The following is a 20,241-nucleotide window of genomic DNA, read 5'->3' on the forward strand; positions in this document are numbered from 1 at the left end:
CGATTCGTTTACCGGCAACGCTTCTACCCATATATATCGACGTATTGAAAAGGATTATAAGTATGAGTCGAGAAAGAAGCGAGGACTTAACAAGAGAAGATAATCGCATATCTGATAGATGCGGCAGGATTTTGGCTCTCTAAGAACCAACATGTGCAGAAAATTTCGCAGCACTCTTTAGTTTTACCTCATTTGTCGTACATATTCAACTTCATTTACGATTTGACATGAAATTGATAGAGATGACCCTGTTTTGAAAATGCCTTGACATAAAGAAGAAAAGCCGTTAGCTATTGTATCAGAGTATGAACCTTGATTCAATTTGTGAAGTGAAATACAAGGGAAAAGCGGGTCGTCTATATCCCCGCTTTTTCTTATGGCCGGATGACCAGGTTAGGTTTTTTCTTGAGACTGTGTCTTCCGTCCACAAACCGCACCGTACCGGATTTCGCTCTCATGACTATACTGTGGGTCGTTCCAACAGATCCTTTGAATTGCACGCCTTTCAAGAGCTCTCCGTCTGTGACACCGGTTGCAGCAAAAATCGCGTCGTCTCCTTTGACGAGGTCTTCCATGCGGAGCACTTTGCCCGTATCAAGCCCCATCTTTTCACAGCGTCTCAGTTCTTCTTCGTTTTGAGGAAGAAGCTTTCCGTGAATTTCTCCTCCGAGAGCTTTGAGTGCGACAGCAGACAAGACGCCTTCCGGAGCTCCTCCTGAGCCGAATAAAATATCGACGCCTGTATGATCAAAAGCGGTGTTAATGGCACCGGCCACGTCCCCGTCGTTGATCAGCTTGATTCGGGCGCCTGCTTCGCGAAGCTCATGGATGATTTTCTCGTGCCGAGGACGGTTCAAAATCGTGGCTACGACATCTTCTACATCTTTATTTTTTGCTTTTGCCACAGCTTTTAAGTTGTCAATCACAGGCGCTTCAATATCGATGCAGCCGACAGCTTCAGGACCTACAGCGATTTTATCCATATACATGTCAGGTGCATTCAGCAAGTTTCCGTGATCAGCCACAGCAATGACTGCGAGTGCGTTCCATCCGCCGCTTGCGACGATGTTCGTCCCTTCGAGAGGATCTACTGCTACGTCTACGCGAGGGCCGTAGCCGTTGCCGAGCTTTTCTCCAATATAAAGCATCGGCGCTTCGTCCATTTCCCCTTCTCCGATTACGACCGTTCCCTTCATAGGAATGGTGTCAAATACATCCCTCATGGCGCTTGTCGCAGCGTCGTCGGCCTCGTCCTTTTTACCTCTACCCATCCAGCGCGCTGACTTAAGCGCAGCCGCTTCTGTCACACGCACCAGTTCCATCGATAAGCTTCTTTCCATTCCTATCTAATCTCCCCTCACCCGTATGAAATCGTTTTATGTTTGATCTATCACAGCATTTGTCCATCAGGAATTTTGCAGCTGTTCAATTTCCTGGTCTGTCAATTTTTCGCGCCAGACAGTGGCCCCAAGCTTTGCCAGCTTTTCTTCAAGCTGGCTGTAGCCTCTGTCAAGGTGCTCCAAACCGGTGATTTCCGTGACTCCTTCCGCCATTAGACCCGCAACAACGAGACACGCTCCCGCCCGCAGATCGCTCGCTTTCACCTTGGCGCCCTGCAGAGGAACGGGACCGGTAATAATCGCCGATCTGCCTTCGACCTTCATCGACGCGCCCATGCGCCTCAGCTCGTCAATATGTTTGAAGCGGGCGGAATAAATGGTGTCAGTGACGACGCTCGTCCCGTTCGCCTTCGTTAAGAGCGATGTCATCGGCTGCTGCAGATCTGTCGGAAAACCGGGGTATACGAGCGTTTTTAAATCGACGGGTTTCAGCTCTTTCTGTCCGCCGACCATTAAAATCTGCTCGCTGCTTTCTTCGATTCGAACTCCCATTTCGCGGAGCTTGGCGATTAACGATTCCAAATGCGTCGGAATCACATTATCAATCAGCACTTCTTGTCCCATGGAAGCAGCTGCGATCATGAAAGTGCCGGCTTCGATCCGGTCCGGAATAATCGAGTGTCTGCACCCGTGAAGCGACTCAACGCCTTCGATGCGAATGACATCCGTACCGGCACCTTTTATTTTTGCTCCCATGCTCGTTAAAAGGGTCGCAACATCGATAATCTCAGGTTCTTTCGCAGCATTTTCAATTACGGTTCTGCCTTTGGCAAGCACGGCGGCAAGCATGATGTTGATCGTTGCTCCAACACTGACGACATCAAGATAAATGCGCGCGCCTTTTAATTCCTCCGCACGCAGATAGATCGCACCCTGTTCGTTCGTCACTTCGGCTCCGAGCGCCTCGAAACCTTTGATATGCTGATCAATCGGTCTCGGACCGAGGTGGCAGCCGCCTGGAAGGCCGATGACCGCTTTCTTAAAGCGTCCGAGCATCGCGCCCATTAAGTAATAAGAAGCCCGAAGCTGTTTCACTTTTCCATTCGGCAAAGGCATGCTGATCATCGGCGCAGGATCAACGACCATTTCTCCCTTTTCAAAGTGAACGTTTCCGCCGATCTCTCTCAGCAGATCGCGCAGCGTCAAAATGTCTGAAATATGGGGAAGGCCTTCAAGCGTAACCGTCGAATCAGCCAAAATCGTCGCGGGTATGAGAGCGACAGCGCTGTTTTTCGCTCCGCTTATATGTACTGTGCCATTGAGAGGATCGCCGCCGGCTATATTTAACTTTTCCATGATCGTCTCCTTCCTTAAAGAAGATAGCTAATGGAGCGCTTCATAATGAGATTTCCTTCAGACTCAAAATAAATGGTTCATTTCAAAATCTATCCAATTAAAAGAGAAAGAATACAACACATTTTAAATTTATCGGGAAGAAAAGTAGCGAAGCAGACTGCGGCAAGGTTCTCTTCTGCAAAACATTCATTTCTCTTTGTAAGACAAAATGGTGACAAACGGAGGGAGCCCCTCCACTTGCCACCCACATGAAGCAATTATTTATTCCAGTCAGCTAAAAACTGTTCAATCCCTTTATCAGTCAGCGGGTGCTTTGTAAGCTGATGAATGACTTTGAGAGGCATCGTACCGATATGCGCTCCCCTTAGCGCGGCTTCAGTCACATGCTGCGCATGGCGGATGGACGCGGCGATGATTTGCGTGTCCAAACCGTGCACATCGAAAATTTGTTTAATTTCACTGATCAAATCGAGGCCGTTGTGGCCGATATCGTCAAGGCGTCCCAGGAACGGGGAAACATACGTAGCTCCTGCTCTTGCGGCAAGAAGCGCCTGGTTTGCGCTGAAGATCAGCGTGACGTTCGTTTTAATCCCGAGATCGGTTAATGCTTTAACAGCTTTCAGGCCGTCAGACGTCATCGGAATTTTCACCGTAATATTCGGCGCGATTTTCGCAAGCTCTTTTCCTTCTTCAATCATCTCTTCAGCCTTCAGAGAAATAACCTCGGCGCTGACTGACCCAGAAACCACTTCGGTAATTTCACGCAGACGGTCATGAAACGAAATGTTTTCTTTTGCTACTAAACTAGGATTTGTCGTAACTCCTGCAAGCACACCGAGAGCGTGTGCCTCTTTGATTTCGTCTAAATTTGCAGTATCAATAAAAAACAGCATATTGATAAAACCTCCTGTCATGAAAATGTCTGAACTGTGGAACATGTTTGCGCTTTCCGGATGATATGGATAAAACCGCCTGTCGCTATCAGGCGGCTTTTTTGACTGAACGGGAAGCAAAAGAGCCTCATGCCGTCAAAGGCATGTGTTAACAGCACTTCCCTAAAACATCAGAAAAACATCCTGTTCCCCCGGCTTTGCGGGAAAACAGATGCTTTTCCAATCGTCATTATGCTTTGTTTGAAGAACCAAATTCACGCATTTTGCCGATCACTGTTTCTTTGATAGCTTCGCGTGCAGGTCCGAGGTATTTGCGCGGATCATACTCTTCAGGCTTCGCAGCAAGCGTTTCGCGAACAGCTTTCGCAGAAGCGATTTGGTTTTCAGTGTTGACGTTGATTTTTGCCGTACCTAAAGAAATAGCTTTCTTGATGTCGGCAGTCGGAATGCCTGTACCGCCGTGAAGTACGAGCGGAAGACCAGTTGTGTTTCCGATTTCTTCCATTTCTTTGAATCCAAGGTTTGGTTCGCCTTTGTAAGGGCCGTGAACAGAACCTAATGCAGGTGCAAGGCAGTCGATTCCTGTGCGCTCAACAAGTTCTTGACACTCTTTAGGGTCCGCGTAGATGACGCCTTCAGCAATTACGTCGTCTTCCTGTCCGCCTACAGTTCCAAGCTCAGCTTCAACTGATACACCGTGGAAATGAGCAAGCTCAACAACTTTTGAAGTCGTCGCAACGTTCTCCTCGAAAGGATGGTGGGAAGCGTCGATCATAACGGAAGTGAATCCCGCATGAATCGCTTTTGCACAAGATTCAAAGCTTGAGCCGTGGTCTAAATGAATCGCAACAGGTACTGTTACGTTGTATTCTTCCATCAGCGCTTTAACCATTGCCACAACGGTTTTAAATCCGCCCATATAGCGTCCTGCACCTTCTGATACACCGAGGATAACAGGAGATTTCTCTTCTTCAGCGGCTTGTAAAATCGCTTGAGTGAACTCAAGGTTATTTAAGTTAAATTGTCCGACAGCATATCCGTTTTCTTTTGCTTTATTCAACATTTCCGTCATTGATACTAAAGGCATGTCGAAAGTCCTCCTTATGTAGCCTGATTTGCTTTTGCGAAAAAAGCCTCCACACCTACCTAGCATGACCAGAAAAATCCGCCATATGTAAAATGTTTTGGTTTTTTAAAAACGTTAGATAGCTTTTCTCTACTTATATAGAATAACAATTAATCAACAAATCGGCAACATTGTGACTGTGACAACATCAAAAACTTTTCAGCTATCCGTTGGACTTTATAGGCAGATAGGTTTTAACGGCATCGCGAATTTCGTCGATGTCAAAAGGCTTCGCAAAGTGCGTCAGGGCTCCGAGCTCCTTCGATTCCTGGATCATGTCGAGCTCTCCGTAGGCCGTCATAATGATGACCCGGATCCCCTCGTCAATGACCTTCATCCTTTTCAAAATTTCAATTCCGTCCATGCCGGGGATTTTCATATCGAGCAAAACGAGGTCGGGGCGCTGGTTTTTCACAATGTCAAGCGCTTGAATCCCGTTCGCAGCCTGGAAGGTTTTGTATCCTTCTTTATTGAAAACTTCATTCAGCAGAACCCGAATCCCGTACTGGTCGTCTACGATTAAAATCTTCTCATTCATGATTTACACCTCTATATTTATAATTTTCGCCAAAATTAAGCAGTAGTTTATCTATTCTGTTTTGTTTTTCTCTTTTCCTTTAATTAAAATATTTAAGTTTGCGACATATTTAGAGGATTTTTCCCATTATTCTCTTTTGTTATATAATGATAGTCAGTAAAAAAGGAGGAGTCAGCTTGCTTAAAATTTTCACCACTCAATTGACGGGAATCTTCAACCGGATTCAAGAGGGCGAGGCCCAATCGATAGAGGACGGCGCCCGCTTGTTGGCTCAGGCGGTCATCAGTGATCATTCGGTTTATGTATACGGAAAAAATGAATTGGAAGGCATTTTGAAAGAAGCGATGTACAGTTCTGAACCGTTCCCCTCAGTCAAAGTGCTGCCGAAGAACGAAGAAAACTGGCCCGATTTTGAAATGACGGACAAAGTGCTGATGTTCTGCGCCGGTTCAGCGGATGACGAAGAGCTGAAAATGGCGGAAAAACTGTATGAAAGAGGAATCGGACTTGTTGTCGTCTCCCCTTCGGGAAAAGACGGCGCCCCGATCGCATCATTCGCCGATGTCCATATCGATTCAAAGCTGAGAATGCCGCTTCTTCCCGATGAAGACGGAACAAGGTTCGGATTTCCGTCCCTGATGGTCAGCCTCTACATTTATCATGCCCTATCCTTTACATTAAAGGAAATTCTTCAGGAATACCAATAAAACAGGGTTGCCTAAAGGAAATTAATGACGGTGGGGCCGGCCTTAATGAATATAGTACCAGTTCGGGCCGCCATTATCACCAGAAAAATCCAAAAAAGGCCTGCCGGCGTGATGTGCCGGTAGGCCTTTTTCTTTTTTACAGCTTTTCCGAAGTCTTCAGCGAAGCATGTACGAAGTCTCTGAACAGAGCCTGAGGTCTTGTCGGTCTTGACGTGAATTCAGGGTGGAACTGAGACGCGACAAACCATGGATGATCTTTAAGCTCGATAATCTCCACGAGACGGCCGTCAGGGCTTGTCCCGGAAAATACAAATCCGGCTTCTTCCATCTGCTGTCTGAATTCGTTGTTGAATTCATAGCGGTGGCGGTGGCGTTCATAGACCACTTCATTTTCATATGCCTGATACGCTTTCGACCCTTCTTGAAGCTTGCACGGATAAAGTCCGAGACGCAGTGTTCCGCCAAGGTCTTCAATGTCCTTTTGTTCAGGGAGAAGGTCGATAATCGGATACGGTGTGGAAGGATCGATTTCGGCTGAGTGCGCTCCTTCAAGACCGAGCACATTTCTTGCGTATTCAATCGATGCCACCTGCATTCCGAGGCAAATGCCGAAGAACGGAATCTTTTGTTCGCGGGCATATTTGACTGTCGTGATTTTCCCTTCAACACCGCGGTCTCCAAATCCGCCCGGCACAAGAATACCATCCGCATTCTGAACAAGGTCGGCAACGTTGTCTTCCGTCACTTCTTCCGCATTGATCCATTTAACCTGAATGTCTGCGTCAAACGCATAACCCGCATGGCGAAGCGATTCCACAACTGAAATGTAGGCATCCGGGAGCTCGACGTATTTACCAACCAAAGCGATTGTCACCGTTTTGGACAGACTTTTCACCTTTTTGACAAGTTCTTTCCATTCTTCCATATCGGCTTCTCTGCAATCCAGCTTCAAGTGGCTGCAGACTAAGCTGTCCAGCCCTTGTTTTTGCAGGTCGAGAGGAATGGAGTAGAGCGTATCCGCATCGCCGGCCTCGATGACGGCTTTAGGATCGATGTCGCAGAACAGCGCGATTTTATCTTTCATGTCCTGAGAAATCGGCATTTCTGTTCTCACGACGATGACATTTGGCTGAATGCCGAGGCTGCGCAGTTCTTTTACGCTGTGCTGAGTCGGCTTTGTTTTCATTTCTCCCGCCGCTTTAAGATATGGAACTAGCGTACAGTGAATGTACATCACATTGTCGCGGCCGACATCGCTCTTGATCTGGCGGATCGCTTCAAGAAACGGCAGCGATTCGATATCACCGACGGTTCCGCCGATTTCGGTGATCACGACATCAGCGCCCGTTTCTTTTCCGGCGCGGAATACGCGGTCTTTAATTTCATTTGTGATATGAGGTATAACCTGTACGGTACCGCCTAAATAATCGCCTCTGCGCTCTTTTTTCAGCACCGTGGAATAGATTTTTCCTGTTGTCACGTTGCTGTATTTATTTAAATTGATGTCGATGAAGCGCTCATAGTGGCCGAGGTCAAGATCCGTTTCCGCACCGTCGTCGGTTACGAACACTTCACCGTGCTGATACGGGCTCATTGTCCCCGGGTCTACGTTGATATACGGGTCAAATTTTTGAATGGTGACATTCAAACCTCTGTTCTTCAGCAGGCGGCCGAGCGAAGACGCCGTAATTCCTTTTCCAAGCGAGGATACAACTCCTCCGGTTACAAAGATATATTTTGTCATTTCTGTACCCCTCTCTTCGATTAACGCTTATTCCTTAAAATGCTCTTTTTATGAAAAATCATTTAGATCTTTTCTAAATGATTTAAATGATAAGGAGGCGGAAAAACAAGAAAGCTCCCTTTCAATTTCTTGAAAGGGAGCTGATAGTCCGTATCACTCGAATCTCTTCGTTTTGAAGAGCCCAAAATACATACTACATAGTTCGCCTGTGAAAGTCAAGATCGATTTAAACATGAATTCCGTTCAGGCGGCAAAATTACTCCTCGTCTTCCTCTTCTTCAAAATCTTCATCATCATCGTCCAGGATCTCGTCTTCAAGATCATCCAGTTCATCATCGTCGGCTTCATCGATTTCTTCGAATTCATCGGCGGCAATGTCCAAGTCGTCTTCGACATCGTCAAGAAGAATATCATCCTCGTCGATTTCTTCGAATTCGTCAAGATCAAGATCTTCTTCAACCACTTTTTTCGCTTTTTTCTTTTTCGCTTTTACAGTCGGTTGTGTTTCTTCATCAAGCTGATCATACGGATACCAGCTGCGCAGGCCCCACGTTTGGTCTGACAGCGCCAAAAAGCGTCCGTCGATATTTAAATCTGTGTAGAACTGGGCGATGCGGTCTTCCAGCTCTTCTTTCCCCATTCCAAGCAAGGAAGCCACTTGATCTGTTAGCTCCTGGAATGTAATCGGTTTTTTGTGTTCCGAAAAAATTTCGTATGCGATTTCAACTAAAGCCATTTCCTTTAGCTGTTCCTCTGAGTATTGTTTCAAACTCATCGCCAGACACTCCCTTTCTATCTTCATGTATGTATCTACTATCTCTGTCATAGAAAATAAGCATGTAATCCCTGTCTTTACGACAAACCATACCTCTCATTATAAACAAAAGAAATCACTTTATGCCACCTTTATTCCCGTTAATTCAATAATTTTTACCTGTTGCATTGGAAATCGGCGGCAAGCGGGATTGAAACATAGAACAGCCGGGAGCGTCCGGCCCCTTGAAAACGAAAAAACTGCGTCGGCGGCCTGTCCGCCGGCAGCAGTCCAAACCGTGCCAGACGGCTGTTTTCCGCCCTTATTTCATCAGCATTCTCGAAATGACGAGCTTCTGTATTTCCTGCGTTCCTTCATAGATTTGAGTGATTTTTGCATCGCGCATAAAGCGCTCGACCGGATAATCCTTTGTGTAGCCGTATCCGCCGAATATTTGCACGGCCTCCGTCGTCACTTTCATAGCCGTATCCCCTGCATATAGCTTCGACATCGCGGAAGCTTTTCCATAAGGCAGCCCCTCTGATTCCAGCCATGCCGCCTGGTAGGTTAAAAGCCTTGAAGCTTCAATCTCCGTCGCCATATCAGCCAGTTTAAAAGCGATGCCCTGCTGCTCGGCGATCGGCCTGCCGAATTGCTTCCGCTCTTTCGCATACGCCTTCGCCGCCTCAAATGCACCCTGGGCAATCCCGACGGCTTGAGCGGCAATTCCGTTTCTTCCTCCATCAAGCGTCTGCATTGCGATTTTAAAGCCTTCACCTTCCCCGCCAAGGCGGTTTTTTAAAGGCACGCGGCAGTCCTGAAAGATAATTTCGGTTGTCGGCGATGAACGGATGCCCAGCTTCCTTTCTTTTTTTCCGACAGAAAAACCGGGAAAATCCTTTTCAACGATAAAAGCGGTTGTGCCTTTGTGCTTCTGTTCCGGCGCAAGGTTGGCAAACACGATGTAGATGTCTGCAATTCCGCCGTTTGTGATAAAGATCTTCGTTCCATTTAAAATATAATCATCACCATTTCTGACCGCGGTCGTTTTCATGCCGCCGGCATCAGAGCCTGAACCGGGCTCCGTCAATCCGTAGGCGCCTATCTTTTCACCGCGGGCCATCGGCTTTAAGTATTCCTGCTTCTGTTCTTCCGTTCCAAATGCATAAATCGGCCAGCCTGCAAGCGAAGTATGGGCTGACAAGGTGACGCCCGTTGAGGCGCAGACTTTCGAAAGCTCTTCTACTGCGATGACATAGGCGAGGTAGTCACTGCCGATCCCCCCGTATTCCTCAGGCCACGGTATTCCCGTCAACCCCAATTCCGCCATTTTGGAAAACAGTTCCATGTCAAACCGCTCTTCCTCATCCCGCTCCTTTGCAGTCGGCTCCACCTCTTGACGGGCAAAGTCGCGCACCATCTTCTGTATCATTTGGTGCTCTTCACTCAGCTTAAAGATCATTCTTTTCCCCCCTTATAAATGCTTACCGATGACGATCCGCTGGATCTCGCTTGTGCCCTCATAAATTTCACACACTTTCGCATCCCTGAAATATCGTTCAGCGCTGAAATCCTTTGTATATCCAAAATCTCCGAGCAGCTGCACGGCCTCTCCGGCGACATACATTGCCGTTTCCGAAGCGAACAGTTTGGCCATTGAAGCAGCCTTTCCCGTCTGGACGCCTTGTTGTTTCAGCGAAGCGGCCTGATAAACGAGAAGCCTGGCAGCCTCTGTCCTCGCCGCCATGTCGGCCAGCTTAAAAGCAAGCCCTTGTCCGTTCTTATACAGCTCTCCGTCCGGATACCGTATTTTTAGAAATTCGATGGCTTCAGAAAGCGCTCCTTCGGCGATGCCCAGAGCCTGCGCCGCAATTCCGATCCGCCCGGTATCCAGATTGGAAAGGGCCATTTTGAATCCTTTACCTTCCTTCCCCAGCAGCTGCCGGGCGGGGATGACAGCGTTATCAAAATTTAAAGTGACCGTCAGTGAACCGTGAAGCCCCATTTTCTCTTCATTTTTCCCAATAAAAAAGCCCGGCGTGCCCTTCTCCACGATAAAAGCCGAAATGCCCCCCGTTCCCGCTTTCGGATCGGTTGAAGCAAAAACAAGATAAATGTCGGCGGCTCCGCCGTTTGTGATAAAAACTTTCGTACCGTTGAGCACATAGGTATCGCCGCGCTTTTCGGCCCTGGTTTTTAGACTGCCCGCATCGGAACCGGCACTCGGTTCGGTTAAACAAAAGGCTCCCAAGTACTGCCCTGCTGCCAGCTTTTTAACATAATGTTCTTTTTGCCGCTCATTTCCGTATAAAAGAATGGGAATGGTGACAATTGACGTGTGTACAGATAGAACCGCGCCAAGAACGGCGCTTTTCTTTGACAGCTCATGGATGATCATTATATAGGTGATAAAGTCATGACCGGCCCCGCTGTACTTAGCCGGAATCGGAAGCCCCATCCAGCCGCGCTCCGCCATTTTCTTCAAAAGAGAGGTTGGAAAACGCCCTTTCTCCATTTCAGGTACAAAAGGAGCGACCTCCTGTTTAACAAATTGCCTGACAATCTTCTGCATGCGGGTCTGCTCTTCTGTAAACTGAAAATTCAAGGTCACCCCTCCTTATGTCGGCTGCTTTTCGTACGTATAAAACCCTCTGCCCGTTTTCTTTCCGAGACGTCCTGCGCTGACATATTGTTTAAGGAGCGGACAAGGCCGGTATTTATCATCGCCAAAACCTTCATGCAACGTCTCCATAATATACAGACACGTATCCAGACCAATCAGGTCAGCGAGAGCCAGCGGGCCCATCGGATGGTTCATGCCAAGCTTCATGATTCCGTCTATGCTTTCTTTCTCGGCGACGCCTTCATAAAGCGCAAAAACCGCCTCGTTAATCATCGGCATTAAAATGCGGTTGGAGATAAATCCCGGAAAATCCCGCACCTCGATCGGAACCTTGTTCATCCGCTCCGCCGCAGCCACGACGGTTTCATATGTTTCGCCGCTCGTCTCAAGCCCCCTGATGACCTCGACAAGCTGCATGACCGGAACCGGGTTCATAAAATGCATGCCGATGACATTTTGAGGTTTTTTCGTAACGGAAGCGAGTTCCGTAATCGACAATGACGATGTATTTGATGCCAATAGGGCTGAGTCTTCGGTCACTTCATCAAGCCGTTTGAAAATCTCTTTTTTTACATCCATTTGCTCAACAGCCGCTTCAATGATGAGAAAAGCTTCCCGCGCATCGTCGAGCGAAGCCGAAGGAGAAAGACGCTGGTAGATTTGCTGTACGTCTCCATGTGGAAGCTTGCCTTTTTCCGCCTGTCTGACTAGCTGGCCGGAAATGCGCTTCATTCCCTTTTCAATTTGGTCAGGTGATACGTCGTACATGTAAACATTGTATCCGGCCTGGGCAGAGACCTGGGCGATCCCGGCCCCCATCTGGCCGGCTCCGATGACCATGATCGTGTCTTTTTTCATTTAAAATCCCCCTTTTTTATACCTCGATCATCACGGCGTCTCCCTGACCGCCGCCGCTGCAAATGGCAGCAATACCTGTACCGCCGCCGCGCCGTTTTAATTCGTACATAAGCGTCAAAATGATTCTTGCCCCGCTCGCGCCGATCGGATGACCTAGCGCGATGGCGCCGCCGTTGACATTGACCTTCTCCATGTCAAGGCCCACGATCTTTCCGCTTGCCAAAGCTACCGCGGCGAACGCTTCATTGATTTCAAACAGTTTGATATCAGAAAGCTCAGCTCCGGTTTTGTTAAGCAGTTCTCTGATGACAAGCCCTGGGGTTTTCGGGAAGTCTTTGGCTTCGACTGCAATGGATGTGTGCGCTTTAATGACGGCGGACACATTCACATTGAGTTCCTTTGCCCTGTCTTCATTCATCACGATAAGCGAGCATGCTCCGTCATTTACCCCCGGCGCGTTTCCCGCAGTAATTGTCCCATCGTGGTCAAAAACCGGAGCAAGCTGTGACAGCCTTTCCAATGACGTATCGCGCCGCGGAGCTTCATCTTGATCAACCGTTAATTCGCCGCCCCGCTTCTGCGGTATACAAACAGGGACGATCTCTTCTCCGAGCGCACCTGAAGCTGCAGCCTGTACGGCCCGCATGTGGCTCCTGAGCGCCCATCGATCCTGCTCTTCTCTTGCAATCTCCAACTCTTTCGCAACGGCATTTCCGTAGGAGCCCATATGAACACCCGTAAATGAGCATGTCAGCCCGTCTGTGATCATCAAATCTTTAACCGCTCCGTCTCCCATTCTCAGCCCCCATCTCGCTTTTTGAAGCAAATAAGGGGCATTTGACATCGATTCCATACCTCCTGCTGCAATGACCTCCGCATCACCGGCCCGGATGATCTGATCCGCCATTGTGACGCTTCTTAAACCTGAAGCGCACACTTTATTAATCGTTTCCGTTTTGACGTCCCATGGCAGTCCCGCAAAACGCGCAGCCTGTCTCGACGGCAGCTGCCCCTGTCCGCCTTGAAGAACGGAACCCATAATGACTTCATCGACATCCTCAGGATGTACACCGGAACGTTTTAATGCTTCTTTTACGGCGATTCCGCCGAGCTCCGCTGCCGTCTTTGACTGAAGCGCGCCCCCGAGTTTTCCAAAAGGCGTGCGCGCGCCGCCTGCAATAACCGATCTCGCCACCTGACATCCTCTCCCCTTATCATGATTTGTGCATACCGAAGATAAAAGAAGGCGGAGATCCGGCTCACACCTTCTTTATTCAAAACCTGAAATCCGTCTATGAAGCATGTTCTTTTTGTTCTGAGCCGAATACGGCGCGTTCAAGCAGCTCCGCCACATCGTAGGTGCCGACCTGATCCTCCATTTCCTTGGCTTTTGTTCCGTCGCCTAGCATCGTCAAACAATACGGACAGCCCGAACTGATGACAGAAGGTGAAGCGCTGAGCGCCTGCTCCGTTCTGGCAACGTTGATCCTTGTGCCCGTCTCTTCCTCCATCCACATGAGACCGCCCCCCGCTCCGCAACACATTCCGTTTTCACGGCTGCGTTCCATTTCCACTAAATGGATACCCGGAATGGAGTGCAGAATATCGCGCGGCGGTTCGTAAACCTCATTGTAGCGGCCCAAATAGCATGAATCATGAAAGGTGACGGTTTCGCGAACCGGAAACTCAGGTTTCAGCCTTCCTTCTTCAATAAGGGCAGCGAGAATTTCTGTATGATGATACACCTCCGCTTTCAGACCAAAATCAGGATATTCATTTTTAAAAATATTGTATGCATGCGGATCGATGGTTACAATTTTTCGAACATCATTTTTTTCAAATTCTTCAATGTTTTTTGCGGCAAGCTCCTGGAATAAAAACTCGTTGCCAAGCCGCCTCGGCGTATCTCCTGAATTTTTTTCTTTATTGCCTAAAATCGCGAACGTGACCCCGGCTTGATTGAGAAGGCGCGCGAAAGCCATGGCGATCTTCTGGCTTCTCCGGTCATACGATCCCATCGACCCGACCCAGAACAGGTATTCAAAGGACTCGCCTTTTTTCTTCATTTCTTTCACTGTCGGCACCTTAACGTCGTCTCTCATGTCACGCCAGTTTTCGCGTTCTTTTCTGTTTAATCCCCAAGGGTTACCCTGTCTTTCAATGCTCGTCATGGCGCGCTGGGCATCTGCATCCATTTTTCCTTCTGTGAGCACGAGATAGCGGCGGAGATCGATGACCTTGTCGACGTGCTCATTCATGACCGGGCACTGATCTTCACAATTGCGGCACGTTGTGCATGCCCAAATTTCCTCTTCGGTGATGATGTCGCCGATTAAGCTCGGATTGTATAGCTCTGAAGCAGCCGCTTCTCTTGATCCTTCTCCTCCCGCCGCCATGGCCAGCTGGTTGCCTTTCGTATGCTGAAAGAGAGGCGCGGGAACCCAAGGCGTTTTCGATGTTACTGCTGCTCCCTTTTCTGTCAAATGGTCTCTGAGCCGCAAAATCAGATCCATTGGCGAAAGCATCTTGCCTGTTCCGGTAGCCGGGCACATATTGGTACAGCGCCCGCATTCAACGCACGCGTAAAGATCGATCAGCTGGGATTGCCTGAATTCCTCGATCCGTCCGACGCCGAACGTTTCTTTTGTTTCATCTTCAAAATCGATTTTTTGAAGCTTTCCCGGGTTTGTCAGCCGGCTGAAAAATACGTTTGCCGGTCCGGCAATTAAGTGGGCGTGCTTTGACTGCGGCACATAGACTAAAAATGTCAGTAAGATAAGAAGATGCGCCCACCATGCCGCATAGAACACTGCCGCTGAGGCGGTTTCTCCCATGAAGCCGAGGGCAAAAGCGATGCCTGATGCCATCGGTTCGTGCCATGATAATGAATGTTCATGCCAGATCATGTTCATACCGTTTCCGAGTAAAACGGTAAACATCAAGCCGCCGATCAGCATGAGCACGATCCCCGACTTCAAATTGCGCTTCAGTCTGACGAGTTTTTCAATATAGCGCCTGTGAAAGGCCCAGACCACCGCAATTAAAATCATCAACGTGACGATTTCCTGAAAAAACGTAAACGCCGGGTAGACGCTGCCAAGCGGAAGTCCTTGATCGGGAACGAGCCCTTTCAAAATAAAATCGATCGCTCCGAACTGAACGAGAATAAAGCCGTAAAAAAACATGACGTGGATAATGCCGCTTTTTTTATCTTTAAGCAGTTTCTTTTGGCCGAACACGTTCTCCCATATCTTTTGAAGGCGCTCCTTCGTCCGCTTATCAAAATCCTCTTTTTGTCCGAGCCTGATGTAACTGATTCTCGTTCGGATCAAGTAGACAAACAGATAAACGGCGTAAGCGGTTACACCTAAAAACGCAATGAAATTCAACCACAATAAGACATTCATCAGCTGCTCCCCCTTTCATTTCCCCAACCTTAAATCCCCTTGAACTACCTTTATCTTAAATAATGAATGAGTGTTCAGTCAATATGTTTTCATAAATGCAGGAAATTAGGGGGACACTATTCTTTACACGAAAAAAGGGAGTGTCTTCATTGGTGCCGCTTATGATTATGGTATGTTTTCTCATCCTGCTTCTTGCGCTCGATTTCCGTTTCGGCCGCAAAGCCTTTGAAAGGAAAGCCTACGAACCCGTTTTTTCAGAGAAGAAAAGCGATATTGAACTGATTCATAACGGAGAAGACTTGTGTGAGCGGCTGCTGGATGACATCCGCCAGGCCGAATCGTCGGTGCATGTCATGTTTTATATTGTGAAGAACGATGATATCAGCCTTGAATTTTTAAAAATGCTGAAGGATAAAGCGAAAGCCGGCGTATGCGTACGCTTGCTGATTGACCGGATCGGCGCGATGAAGGTAAAGAAAAAAACGCTGTCAGACTTGAAACAAAGCGGAGCGCACGTTTTTTTTGTCAACAATCCGGGCTTCCCTTATTTCTTTTATCGACTGAATGCAAGAAATCACCGGAAAATCGCCGTCATAGACGGAAAGATCGGCTATGTGGGCGGATTTAACATTGCGAAAGAATACCTTGGTAAAAAAGCGGAATTCGGCCCGTGGAAGGATTACCATTTGCGAATGACGGGGGAAGGTGTTGCCGACTTGCAGCACATTTTTTTATCAGACTTCAATAGAGAAGCGCCGCTATCACAGCCGGACAGCGGCATGTTCCCGCCGCTCCATCAAGGAGCTGTCACCCATTCGATACATGCGACAAAGGGGTTTTCTCTGGAAGAAAAATATATTTCATTTATTGATCAGGCAAAAGAAAGAATCATGATTTGCACGCCGTACTATATTCCGAGTCCGGCTTTGCAGCAAGCAGTTCTTTCAGCCAGGGAAAGAGGCGTGATCGTCTCGGTTCTCGTGCCGATGAAAGCCGACCATCCGCTTGTCAAAGAGGCCGCCTACACGAACTTTCCCGCACTTTTGGAGGCGGGTTGCTATATTTACCGGTACTACAGAGGCTTTTATCATGCAAAAGCATTGATCGTCGACGACCGGCATGTGATGATCGGAACGTCAAATTTTGACAATCGAAGCCTGTTTCTCAATGATGAAGTGAATGTCGTCATCCATGATAAAGACTGGACAAAACAATTCTTTGACGTCGTCAAAGAAAGTATTGAACACGCCGAGCTTCTGACAAAGGAGCGGTATGCGAAGCGGCCGGTGATGCAGCGGCCCATCGAATGGCTGGCGAAATCGATTTCATATTTTTTATGAATCGTACGTTTATCCTGCATAACATGCGGGTAACATTTCACCAAAGTGATGATTACATACGGAGGGATATATGATGAACCAAGCAGAGTCGATTAAGCTCCGCGCACAATCGATGACATTAAAAAACTTGATTGAGCTGTACAGACTTTGCCGCTCAGCCAGACATCAGCTTTATATATGCTCAAGAAAAACAATGTGCAAAATTAAAGATTTAATTGAACTGGAAATGTTCAGAATGGCCAATCGCGAAAATGAGTGCCTGATTGTCATCGAAGGGAAGATGGCGCAGGAGTTAGTAAGAAAAGCACAATCGATTCTTTCTGACGCTCAAGTTCAATAAGGGAAGGCGACGGACCTTCCTTGTGTGAGACGCCTCCTCACCAAATCAAGAAAAAATCCCCCGTTCAAAGGACGGGGGATTCGTTTTACATTTTTTCAGGAGCTGATACGCCGATCAGCTTGAGTGCATTATTTAATGTGATTTGTGTTGCCTTCATCAATGATAAACGCGCCCGGCTTTTTTCTTCATCTGCCGGATCGAGAACTTTCTCAGCATTGTAAAAGCTGTGGAGCACAGACGCCAATTCAAAAATATAGTTTGTAATGCGGTGCGGAATCCGCTTCTCTGCGGCATCGGCGACAGCCTCAGGGAACGAGCCGATCACTTTAAGCAGATCATACTCTTTTTCAGAAGCGATTTTCGTCAGGTCAAGGTTCCCTTCAAATGAAATACCTTTTTCTTCGCCTTGTCGCAGCATGCTGCAAATTCTCGCATGAGCGTACTGCGCGTAGTAAACCGGGTTTTCATTCGATGTGGAGACAGCCAGGTCAAGATCAAAGTCCATGTGCGTATCGGCGCTGCGCATCGCAAAGAAGTAACGCACCGCGTCAAGGCCGACCTCATCAATGAGATCGCGCATTGTCACAGCTTTTCCGGTTCTTTTGCTCATCTTCATTTTTTCGCCGTTCTTGTAGAGATGGACGAGCTGGATGATCTCGACCTCAAGCGTTTCTTTGTCATAACCGAGCGCTTCAATGGCCGCTTTCATGCGCGGGATATAGCCGTGATGGTCCGCTCCCCATACGTTGATCAGCTTTTGGAAGCCGCGGTCAAGCTTGTCTTTGTGATAAGCGATGTCAGGCAGAAGATACGTGTAGGACCCGTCTTTTTTGATCAGAACGCGGTCTTTGTCATCGCCGAATGCCGTCGAGCGGAACCATGTCGCCCCGTCTTCTTCATAGATGTGCCCTTTTTCGCGAAGGGCTTCGAGCGCCTGATCGATCTTTCCGTTTTGGTAAAGCGATGTCTCTGAGTACCAGACATCAAATGGGACACGGAAATTCTCGAGGTCTTCACGAAGTTTGCCTAATTCGTACTTTAAGCCGTATTCACGGAAAAACGCGAGGCGTTCGCTCTCTTCTTCATGAACAAAACGGTCGCCGAATTCATCGGCGAGCTTTCGGCCGATTTCCTTAATGTCTTCGCCGTGATATCCGTCTTCAGGCATCGGCTTGTCTTTTCCAAGCGCCTGAAAGTAACGGGCCTCGACGGATAATGCGAGGTTGTTGATTTGATTGCCGGCATCGTTGATGTAATATTCGCGGCTCACTTCATACCCCGCTTTTTCAAGTACATTGCAGAGAGAATCTCCGACAGCGGCTCCGCGGGCATGTCCAAGATGCAGGTTGCCCGTCGGGTTTGCTGAGACGAATTCCACCTGAACGCGTTCTCCGCCTCCGATATTTGTTTCACCGTAGGCCTCTCCTGCTTCAAGCACAGCCGGAATGAGCTTCGTTAAATATTGATTGTTCATGTAGAAATTGATAAAACCCGGTCCTGCGATATCAAGTTTGTCGATCGACGCTTTTCCTTTATCAAAGGATGCGACGATTTCCTCGGCAATATTCCGCGGCGCTTTTTTGGCGATTCTCGCCAGCTGCATCGCCATGTTAGTGGAATAGTCTCCATGCGACTTGTCTTTCGGGACTTCCAATACGACTTCGGGAATCTCGCTTTCTGCGGCGAGGCCGGCTTTCATGACAGCTTCTTTAATTTCCTGCTTCAGCACATCTTTCATTTGTTCGACTATGTTCATGACTCGTGTCCTCCTCTATACGAAATCGACATCATATGTAAATGCTTTTGTTCATCGCTTACAATCATATCGTACTCAACGCTGATCTTTCCGTCTGGCGGCTGCCGGGTGACTGATACGGATTTTGTATCCACGCCAAGCTCGAGCCTGCCGAAAGGCATTTTATAATGAGTGACGGTGCGGCTGCCCGGCCTGAAACGCTGTTTCATTTCAATGGCGCCGGAACGCATCACCAGAACTTCGTTTTCGCTTGCTTTTACGATCGTCTTCACCTTTCCCGCATCATGCTCTTCATGATAAGAAAGATATATTTTATCTTTTTTCATATAATAAAACCCAGTTGTCCGGAACTCGATCGTTTCCGTGTCCGATCCTTCCCGGATAACAGATTTCACATGGATATTAACGGGTGTCTCCTGGTTCATTCCGACACTTCCTTTTTTGATCCGATTTGACTTGATTAGTATAATCATTCGGGAAAAAAAGTTCAACCGCTGCTCCTTTATACCATCTTAACAGAACGGACGGGAAGATAAACCATTTTCTAAGAAAAAAGCCGTCCCGAAAAAGGACAGCCTGTTTATTTCACCCAGCCGAGCAGCATTTCGCGAATCAGCTTGCTTGCCGTATTTGCGGTTTGTTCCGAATGGTCGTAGACCGGAGCGACCTCAACCAGGTCTCCTCCAACAACGTTGACGTCTGAGCGGGCGATTTCGTGAATCGAAGCGAGCAGCTCTTTTGATGTGATGCCTCCGGCGTCAACCGTACCGGTTCCCGGCGCATGAGCGGGATCTAAGACATCGATGTCAATCGTTACATAAACCGGACGCCCTGCGAGTTTCGGCAGGACGGATTTAAGCGGCTCAAGCACTTCAAATTTGGAAATGTGCATACCGTTTTCGTTTGCCCATTCAAACTCCTCTTTCATACCGGAGCGGATGCCGAATGAATAGACATTGCCGGGACCGATCAGTTCCGCTGCTTTGCGGATCGGCGTCGAATGCGAGAGCGGCTCTCCTTCATAGTCGACGCGGAGATCTGTGTGCGCATCCATATGGATGATGGCAAGATCGGGATATTTTTTATACATCGCTTTAATAACCGGCCATGAAACGAGGTGCTCTCCTCCCATTCCGAGCGGGAATTTTCCTTTTTCTAAAATGCTGTCAACATATTCTTCAATCATGTCGAGGCTCTTCTGCGGGTTCCCGAAAGGCAGCGGGATGTCGCCGGCGTCAAAGAAATGAACCTCGTCAAGCTCCCTGTCCAAATAAGGGCTGTATTCTTCAAGCCCGATGGACACCTCGCGGATTCTCGCCGGACCGAAGCGCGATCCGGGACGGTAGCTGACCGTCCAATCCATCGGCATGCCGTAAAGGATGGCGTCCGCCTCTTCCCAATCGGGGCGGCTTGCGATAAACACCTTGCCGGAATATGCTTCATCAAATCTCATCTTCAA

The 20,241-nt window shown here is 48.2% G+C and carries 18 protein-coding genes; 3 read left to right on the forward strand and 15 right to left on the reverse strand.

Annotated features, from left to right (window positions below; all coding sequences use genetic code 11):
- Window positions 1-374: 374 nt before the first annotated feature.
- The 5 genes from glpX to M1D67_RS20305 all read right to left on the reverse strand — a co-directional run bounded on the left by glpX (window position 375) and on the right by M1D67_RS20305 (window position 5,256).
- Entirely contained in the window at window positions 375-1,340 is a 966-nt protein-coding gene (glpX, locus tag M1D67_RS20285) for a class II fructose-bisphosphatase (protein ID WP_080131527.1), read from the reverse strand.
- 66 nt (window positions 1,341-1,406) lie between these two features.
- Window positions 1,407-2,696 (reverse strand): UDP-N-acetylglucosamine 1-carboxyvinyltransferase, encoded by a 1,290-nt coding sequence (locus M1D67_RS20290; RefSeq protein WP_023857064.1) that lies wholly within the window; start codon window positions 2,694-2,696, stop codon window positions 1,407-1,409.
- 257 nt (window positions 2,697-2,953) lie between these two features.
- A complete protein-coding gene (gene fsa / locus M1D67_RS20295; RefSeq protein ID WP_020453287.1) occupies window positions 2,954-3,589 on the reverse strand; it encodes a fructose-6-phosphate aldolase in 636 nt (211 codons plus the stop codon).
- Between the two features lie 229 nt (window positions 3,590-3,818).
- A complete protein-coding gene (locus M1D67_RS20300) occupies window positions 3,819-4,676 on the reverse strand; it encodes a class II fructose-bisphosphate aldolase (protein WP_020453288.1) in 858 nt (285 codons plus the stop codon).
- A 202-nt stretch (window positions 4,677-4,878) separates the two neighbouring features.
- Window positions 4,879-5,256, reverse strand: a complete 378-nt coding sequence (locus tag M1D67_RS20305; RefSeq protein ID WP_094777382.1) for a response regulator — start codon at window positions 5,254-5,256, stop codon at window positions 4,879-4,881.
- A 173-nt stretch (window positions 5,257-5,429) separates the two neighbouring features.
- Between M1D67_RS20305 and M1D67_RS20310 the strand changes: the two genes are divergently transcribed.
- Window positions 5,430-5,960 (forward strand): DUF2529 domain-containing protein, encoded by a 531-nt coding sequence (locus tag M1D67_RS20310; RefSeq protein WP_023857063.1) that lies wholly within the window; start codon window positions 5,430-5,432, stop codon window positions 5,958-5,960.
- A 136-nt stretch (window positions 5,961-6,096) separates the two neighbouring features.
- On the opposite strand, the gene M1D67_RS20315 is transcribed toward M1D67_RS20310, so the two are convergent.
- The 7 genes from M1D67_RS20315 to M1D67_RS20345 all read right to left on the reverse strand — a co-directional run bounded on the left by M1D67_RS20315 (window position 6,097) and on the right by M1D67_RS20345 (window position 15,346).
- On the reverse strand, window positions 6,097-7,704 hold the full coding sequence (locus M1D67_RS20315; RefSeq protein WP_020453291.1) for a CTP synthase: 1,608 nt from the start codon (window positions 7,702-7,704) through the stop codon (window positions 6,097-6,099).
- A gap of 256 nt (window positions 7,705-7,960) precedes the next feature.
- Window positions 7,961-8,479, reverse strand: a complete 519-nt coding sequence (gene rpoE / locus M1D67_RS20320) for a DNA-directed RNA polymerase subunit delta (RefSeq protein ID WP_023857062.1) — start codon at window positions 8,477-8,479, stop codon at window positions 7,961-7,963.
- A 301-nt stretch (window positions 8,480-8,780) separates the two neighbouring features.
- Window positions 8,781-9,920: an acyl-CoA dehydrogenase gene (locus M1D67_RS20325; protein WP_035337908.1), complete on the reverse strand. Its 1,140-nt coding sequence runs from the start codon at window positions 9,918-9,920 to the stop codon at window positions 8,781-8,783.
- Window positions 9,921-9,932: 12 nt separating this feature from the next.
- Entirely contained in the window at window positions 9,933-11,063 is a 1,131-nt protein-coding gene (locus tag M1D67_RS20330) for an acyl-CoA dehydrogenase family protein (RefSeq protein WP_026580251.1), read from the reverse strand.
- A gap of 12 nt (window positions 11,064-11,075) precedes the next feature.
- Window positions 11,076-11,939 carry a 3-hydroxybutyryl-CoA dehydrogenase gene (locus M1D67_RS20335; protein ID WP_023857058.1) on the reverse strand — a complete coding sequence of 288 codons (864 nt, stop codon included), beginning with the start codon at window positions 11,937-11,939 and terminating at the stop codon, window positions 11,076-11,078.
- Between the two features lie 16 nt (window positions 11,940-11,955).
- Window positions 11,956-13,134, reverse strand: a complete 1,179-nt coding sequence (locus tag M1D67_RS20340) for an acetyl-CoA C-acetyltransferase (RefSeq protein WP_080131530.1) — start codon at window positions 13,132-13,134, stop codon at window positions 11,956-11,958.
- Between the two features lie 97 nt (window positions 13,135-13,231).
- Window positions 13,232-15,346, reverse strand: coding sequence for a (Fe-S)-binding protein (locus M1D67_RS20345; protein WP_145929970.1), 2,115 nt, complete (start codon window positions 15,344-15,346; stop codon window positions 13,232-13,234).
- Between the two features lie 149 nt (window positions 15,347-15,495).
- Between M1D67_RS20345 and cls the strand changes: the two genes are divergently transcribed.
- A complete protein-coding gene (cls, locus tag M1D67_RS20350; RefSeq protein ID WP_145929969.1) occupies window positions 15,496-16,686 on the forward strand; it encodes a cardiolipin synthase in 1,191 nt (396 codons plus the stop codon).
- Between the two features lie 73 nt (window positions 16,687-16,759).
- Window positions 16,760-17,026 carry a hypothetical protein gene (locus M1D67_RS20355; protein WP_023857054.1) on the forward strand — a complete coding sequence of 89 codons (267 nt, stop codon included), beginning with the start codon at window positions 16,760-16,762 and terminating at the stop codon, window positions 17,024-17,026.
- 85 nt (window positions 17,027-17,111) lie between these two features.
- Here the strand turns inward: M1D67_RS20355 and argS are convergent, their stop codons facing one another.
- From argS to speB, 3 genes are all read right to left on the reverse strand, one after another.
- The gene (gene argS, locus M1D67_RS20360) at window positions 17,112-18,782 is read right to left on the reverse strand and encodes an arginine--tRNA ligase (RefSeq protein WP_023857053.1); all 1,671 of its coding nucleotides are present in this window, start codon (window positions 18,780-18,782) and stop codon (window positions 17,112-17,114) included.
- The gene (locus tag M1D67_RS20365) at window positions 18,779-19,207 is read right to left on the reverse strand and encodes a YwiB family protein (RefSeq protein ID WP_023857052.1); all 429 of its coding nucleotides are present in this window, start codon (window positions 19,205-19,207) and stop codon (window positions 18,779-18,781) included. The genes argS and M1D67_RS20365 overlap by 4 nt, the downstream gene beginning before the upstream one ends.
- A 155-nt stretch (window positions 19,208-19,362) precedes the next feature.
- Window positions 19,363-20,235: an agmatinase gene (gene speB / locus M1D67_RS20370; protein ID WP_023857051.1), complete on the reverse strand. Its 873-nt coding sequence runs from the start codon at window positions 20,233-20,235 to the stop codon at window positions 19,363-19,365.
- Window positions 20,236-20,241 lie beyond the last annotated feature (6 nt).

It is taken from the genome of Bacillus sp. PK6-025 (assembly GCF_056530265.1).

Bases quoted from the DNA above. Each gene is read 5' to 3' on its own strand.
- M1D67_RS20325 (WP_035337908.1), bottom strand. From the start codon at position 9,920: ATGATCTTTAAGCTGAGTGAAGAGCACCAAATGATACAGAAGATGGTG.
- M1D67_RS20345 (WP_145929970.1), bottom strand. From the start codon at position 15,346: ATGAATGTCTTATTGTGGTTGAATTTCATTGCGTTTTTAGGTGTAACC.
- fsa (WP_020453287.1), bottom strand. From the start codon at position 3,589: ATGCTGTTTTTTATTGATACTGCAAATTTAGACGAAATCAAAGAGGCA.
- M1D67_RS20365 (WP_023857052.1), bottom strand. From the start codon at position 19,207: ATGAACCAGGAGACACCCGTTAATATCCATGTGAAATCTGTTATCCGG.
- argS (WP_023857053.1), bottom strand. From the start codon at position 18,782: ATGAACATAGTCGAACAAATGAAAGATGTGCTGAAGCAGGAAATTAAA.
- M1D67_RS20315 (WP_020453291.1), bottom strand. From the start codon at position 7,704: ATGACAAAATATATCTTTGTAACCGGAGGAGTTGTATCCTCGCTTGGA.
- M1D67_RS20355 (WP_023857054.1), top strand. From the start codon at position 16,760: ATGAACCAAGCAGAGTCGATTAAGCTCCGCGCACAATCGATGACATTA.
- rpoE (WP_023857062.1), bottom strand. From the start codon at position 8,479: ATGAGTTTGAAACAATACTCAGAGGAACAGCTAAAGGAAATGGCTTTA.
- M1D67_RS20300 (WP_020453288.1), bottom strand. From the start codon at position 4,676: ATGCCTTTAGTATCAATGACGGAAATGTTGAATAAAGCAAAAGAAAAC.
- M1D67_RS20335 (WP_023857058.1), bottom strand. From the start codon at position 11,939: ATGAAAAAAGACACGATCATGGTCATCGGAGCCGGCCAGATGGGGGCC.
- speB (WP_023857051.1), bottom strand. From the start codon at position 20,235: ATGAGATTTGATGAAGCATATTCCGGCAAGGTGTTTATCGCAAGCCGC.
- M1D67_RS20290 (WP_023857064.1), bottom strand. From the start codon at position 2,696: ATGGAAAAGTTAAATATAGCCGGCGGCGATCCTCTCAATGGCACAGTA.
- glpX (WP_080131527.1), bottom strand. From the start codon at position 1,340: ATGGAAAGAAGCTTATCGATGGAACTGGTGCGTGTGACAGAAGCGGCT.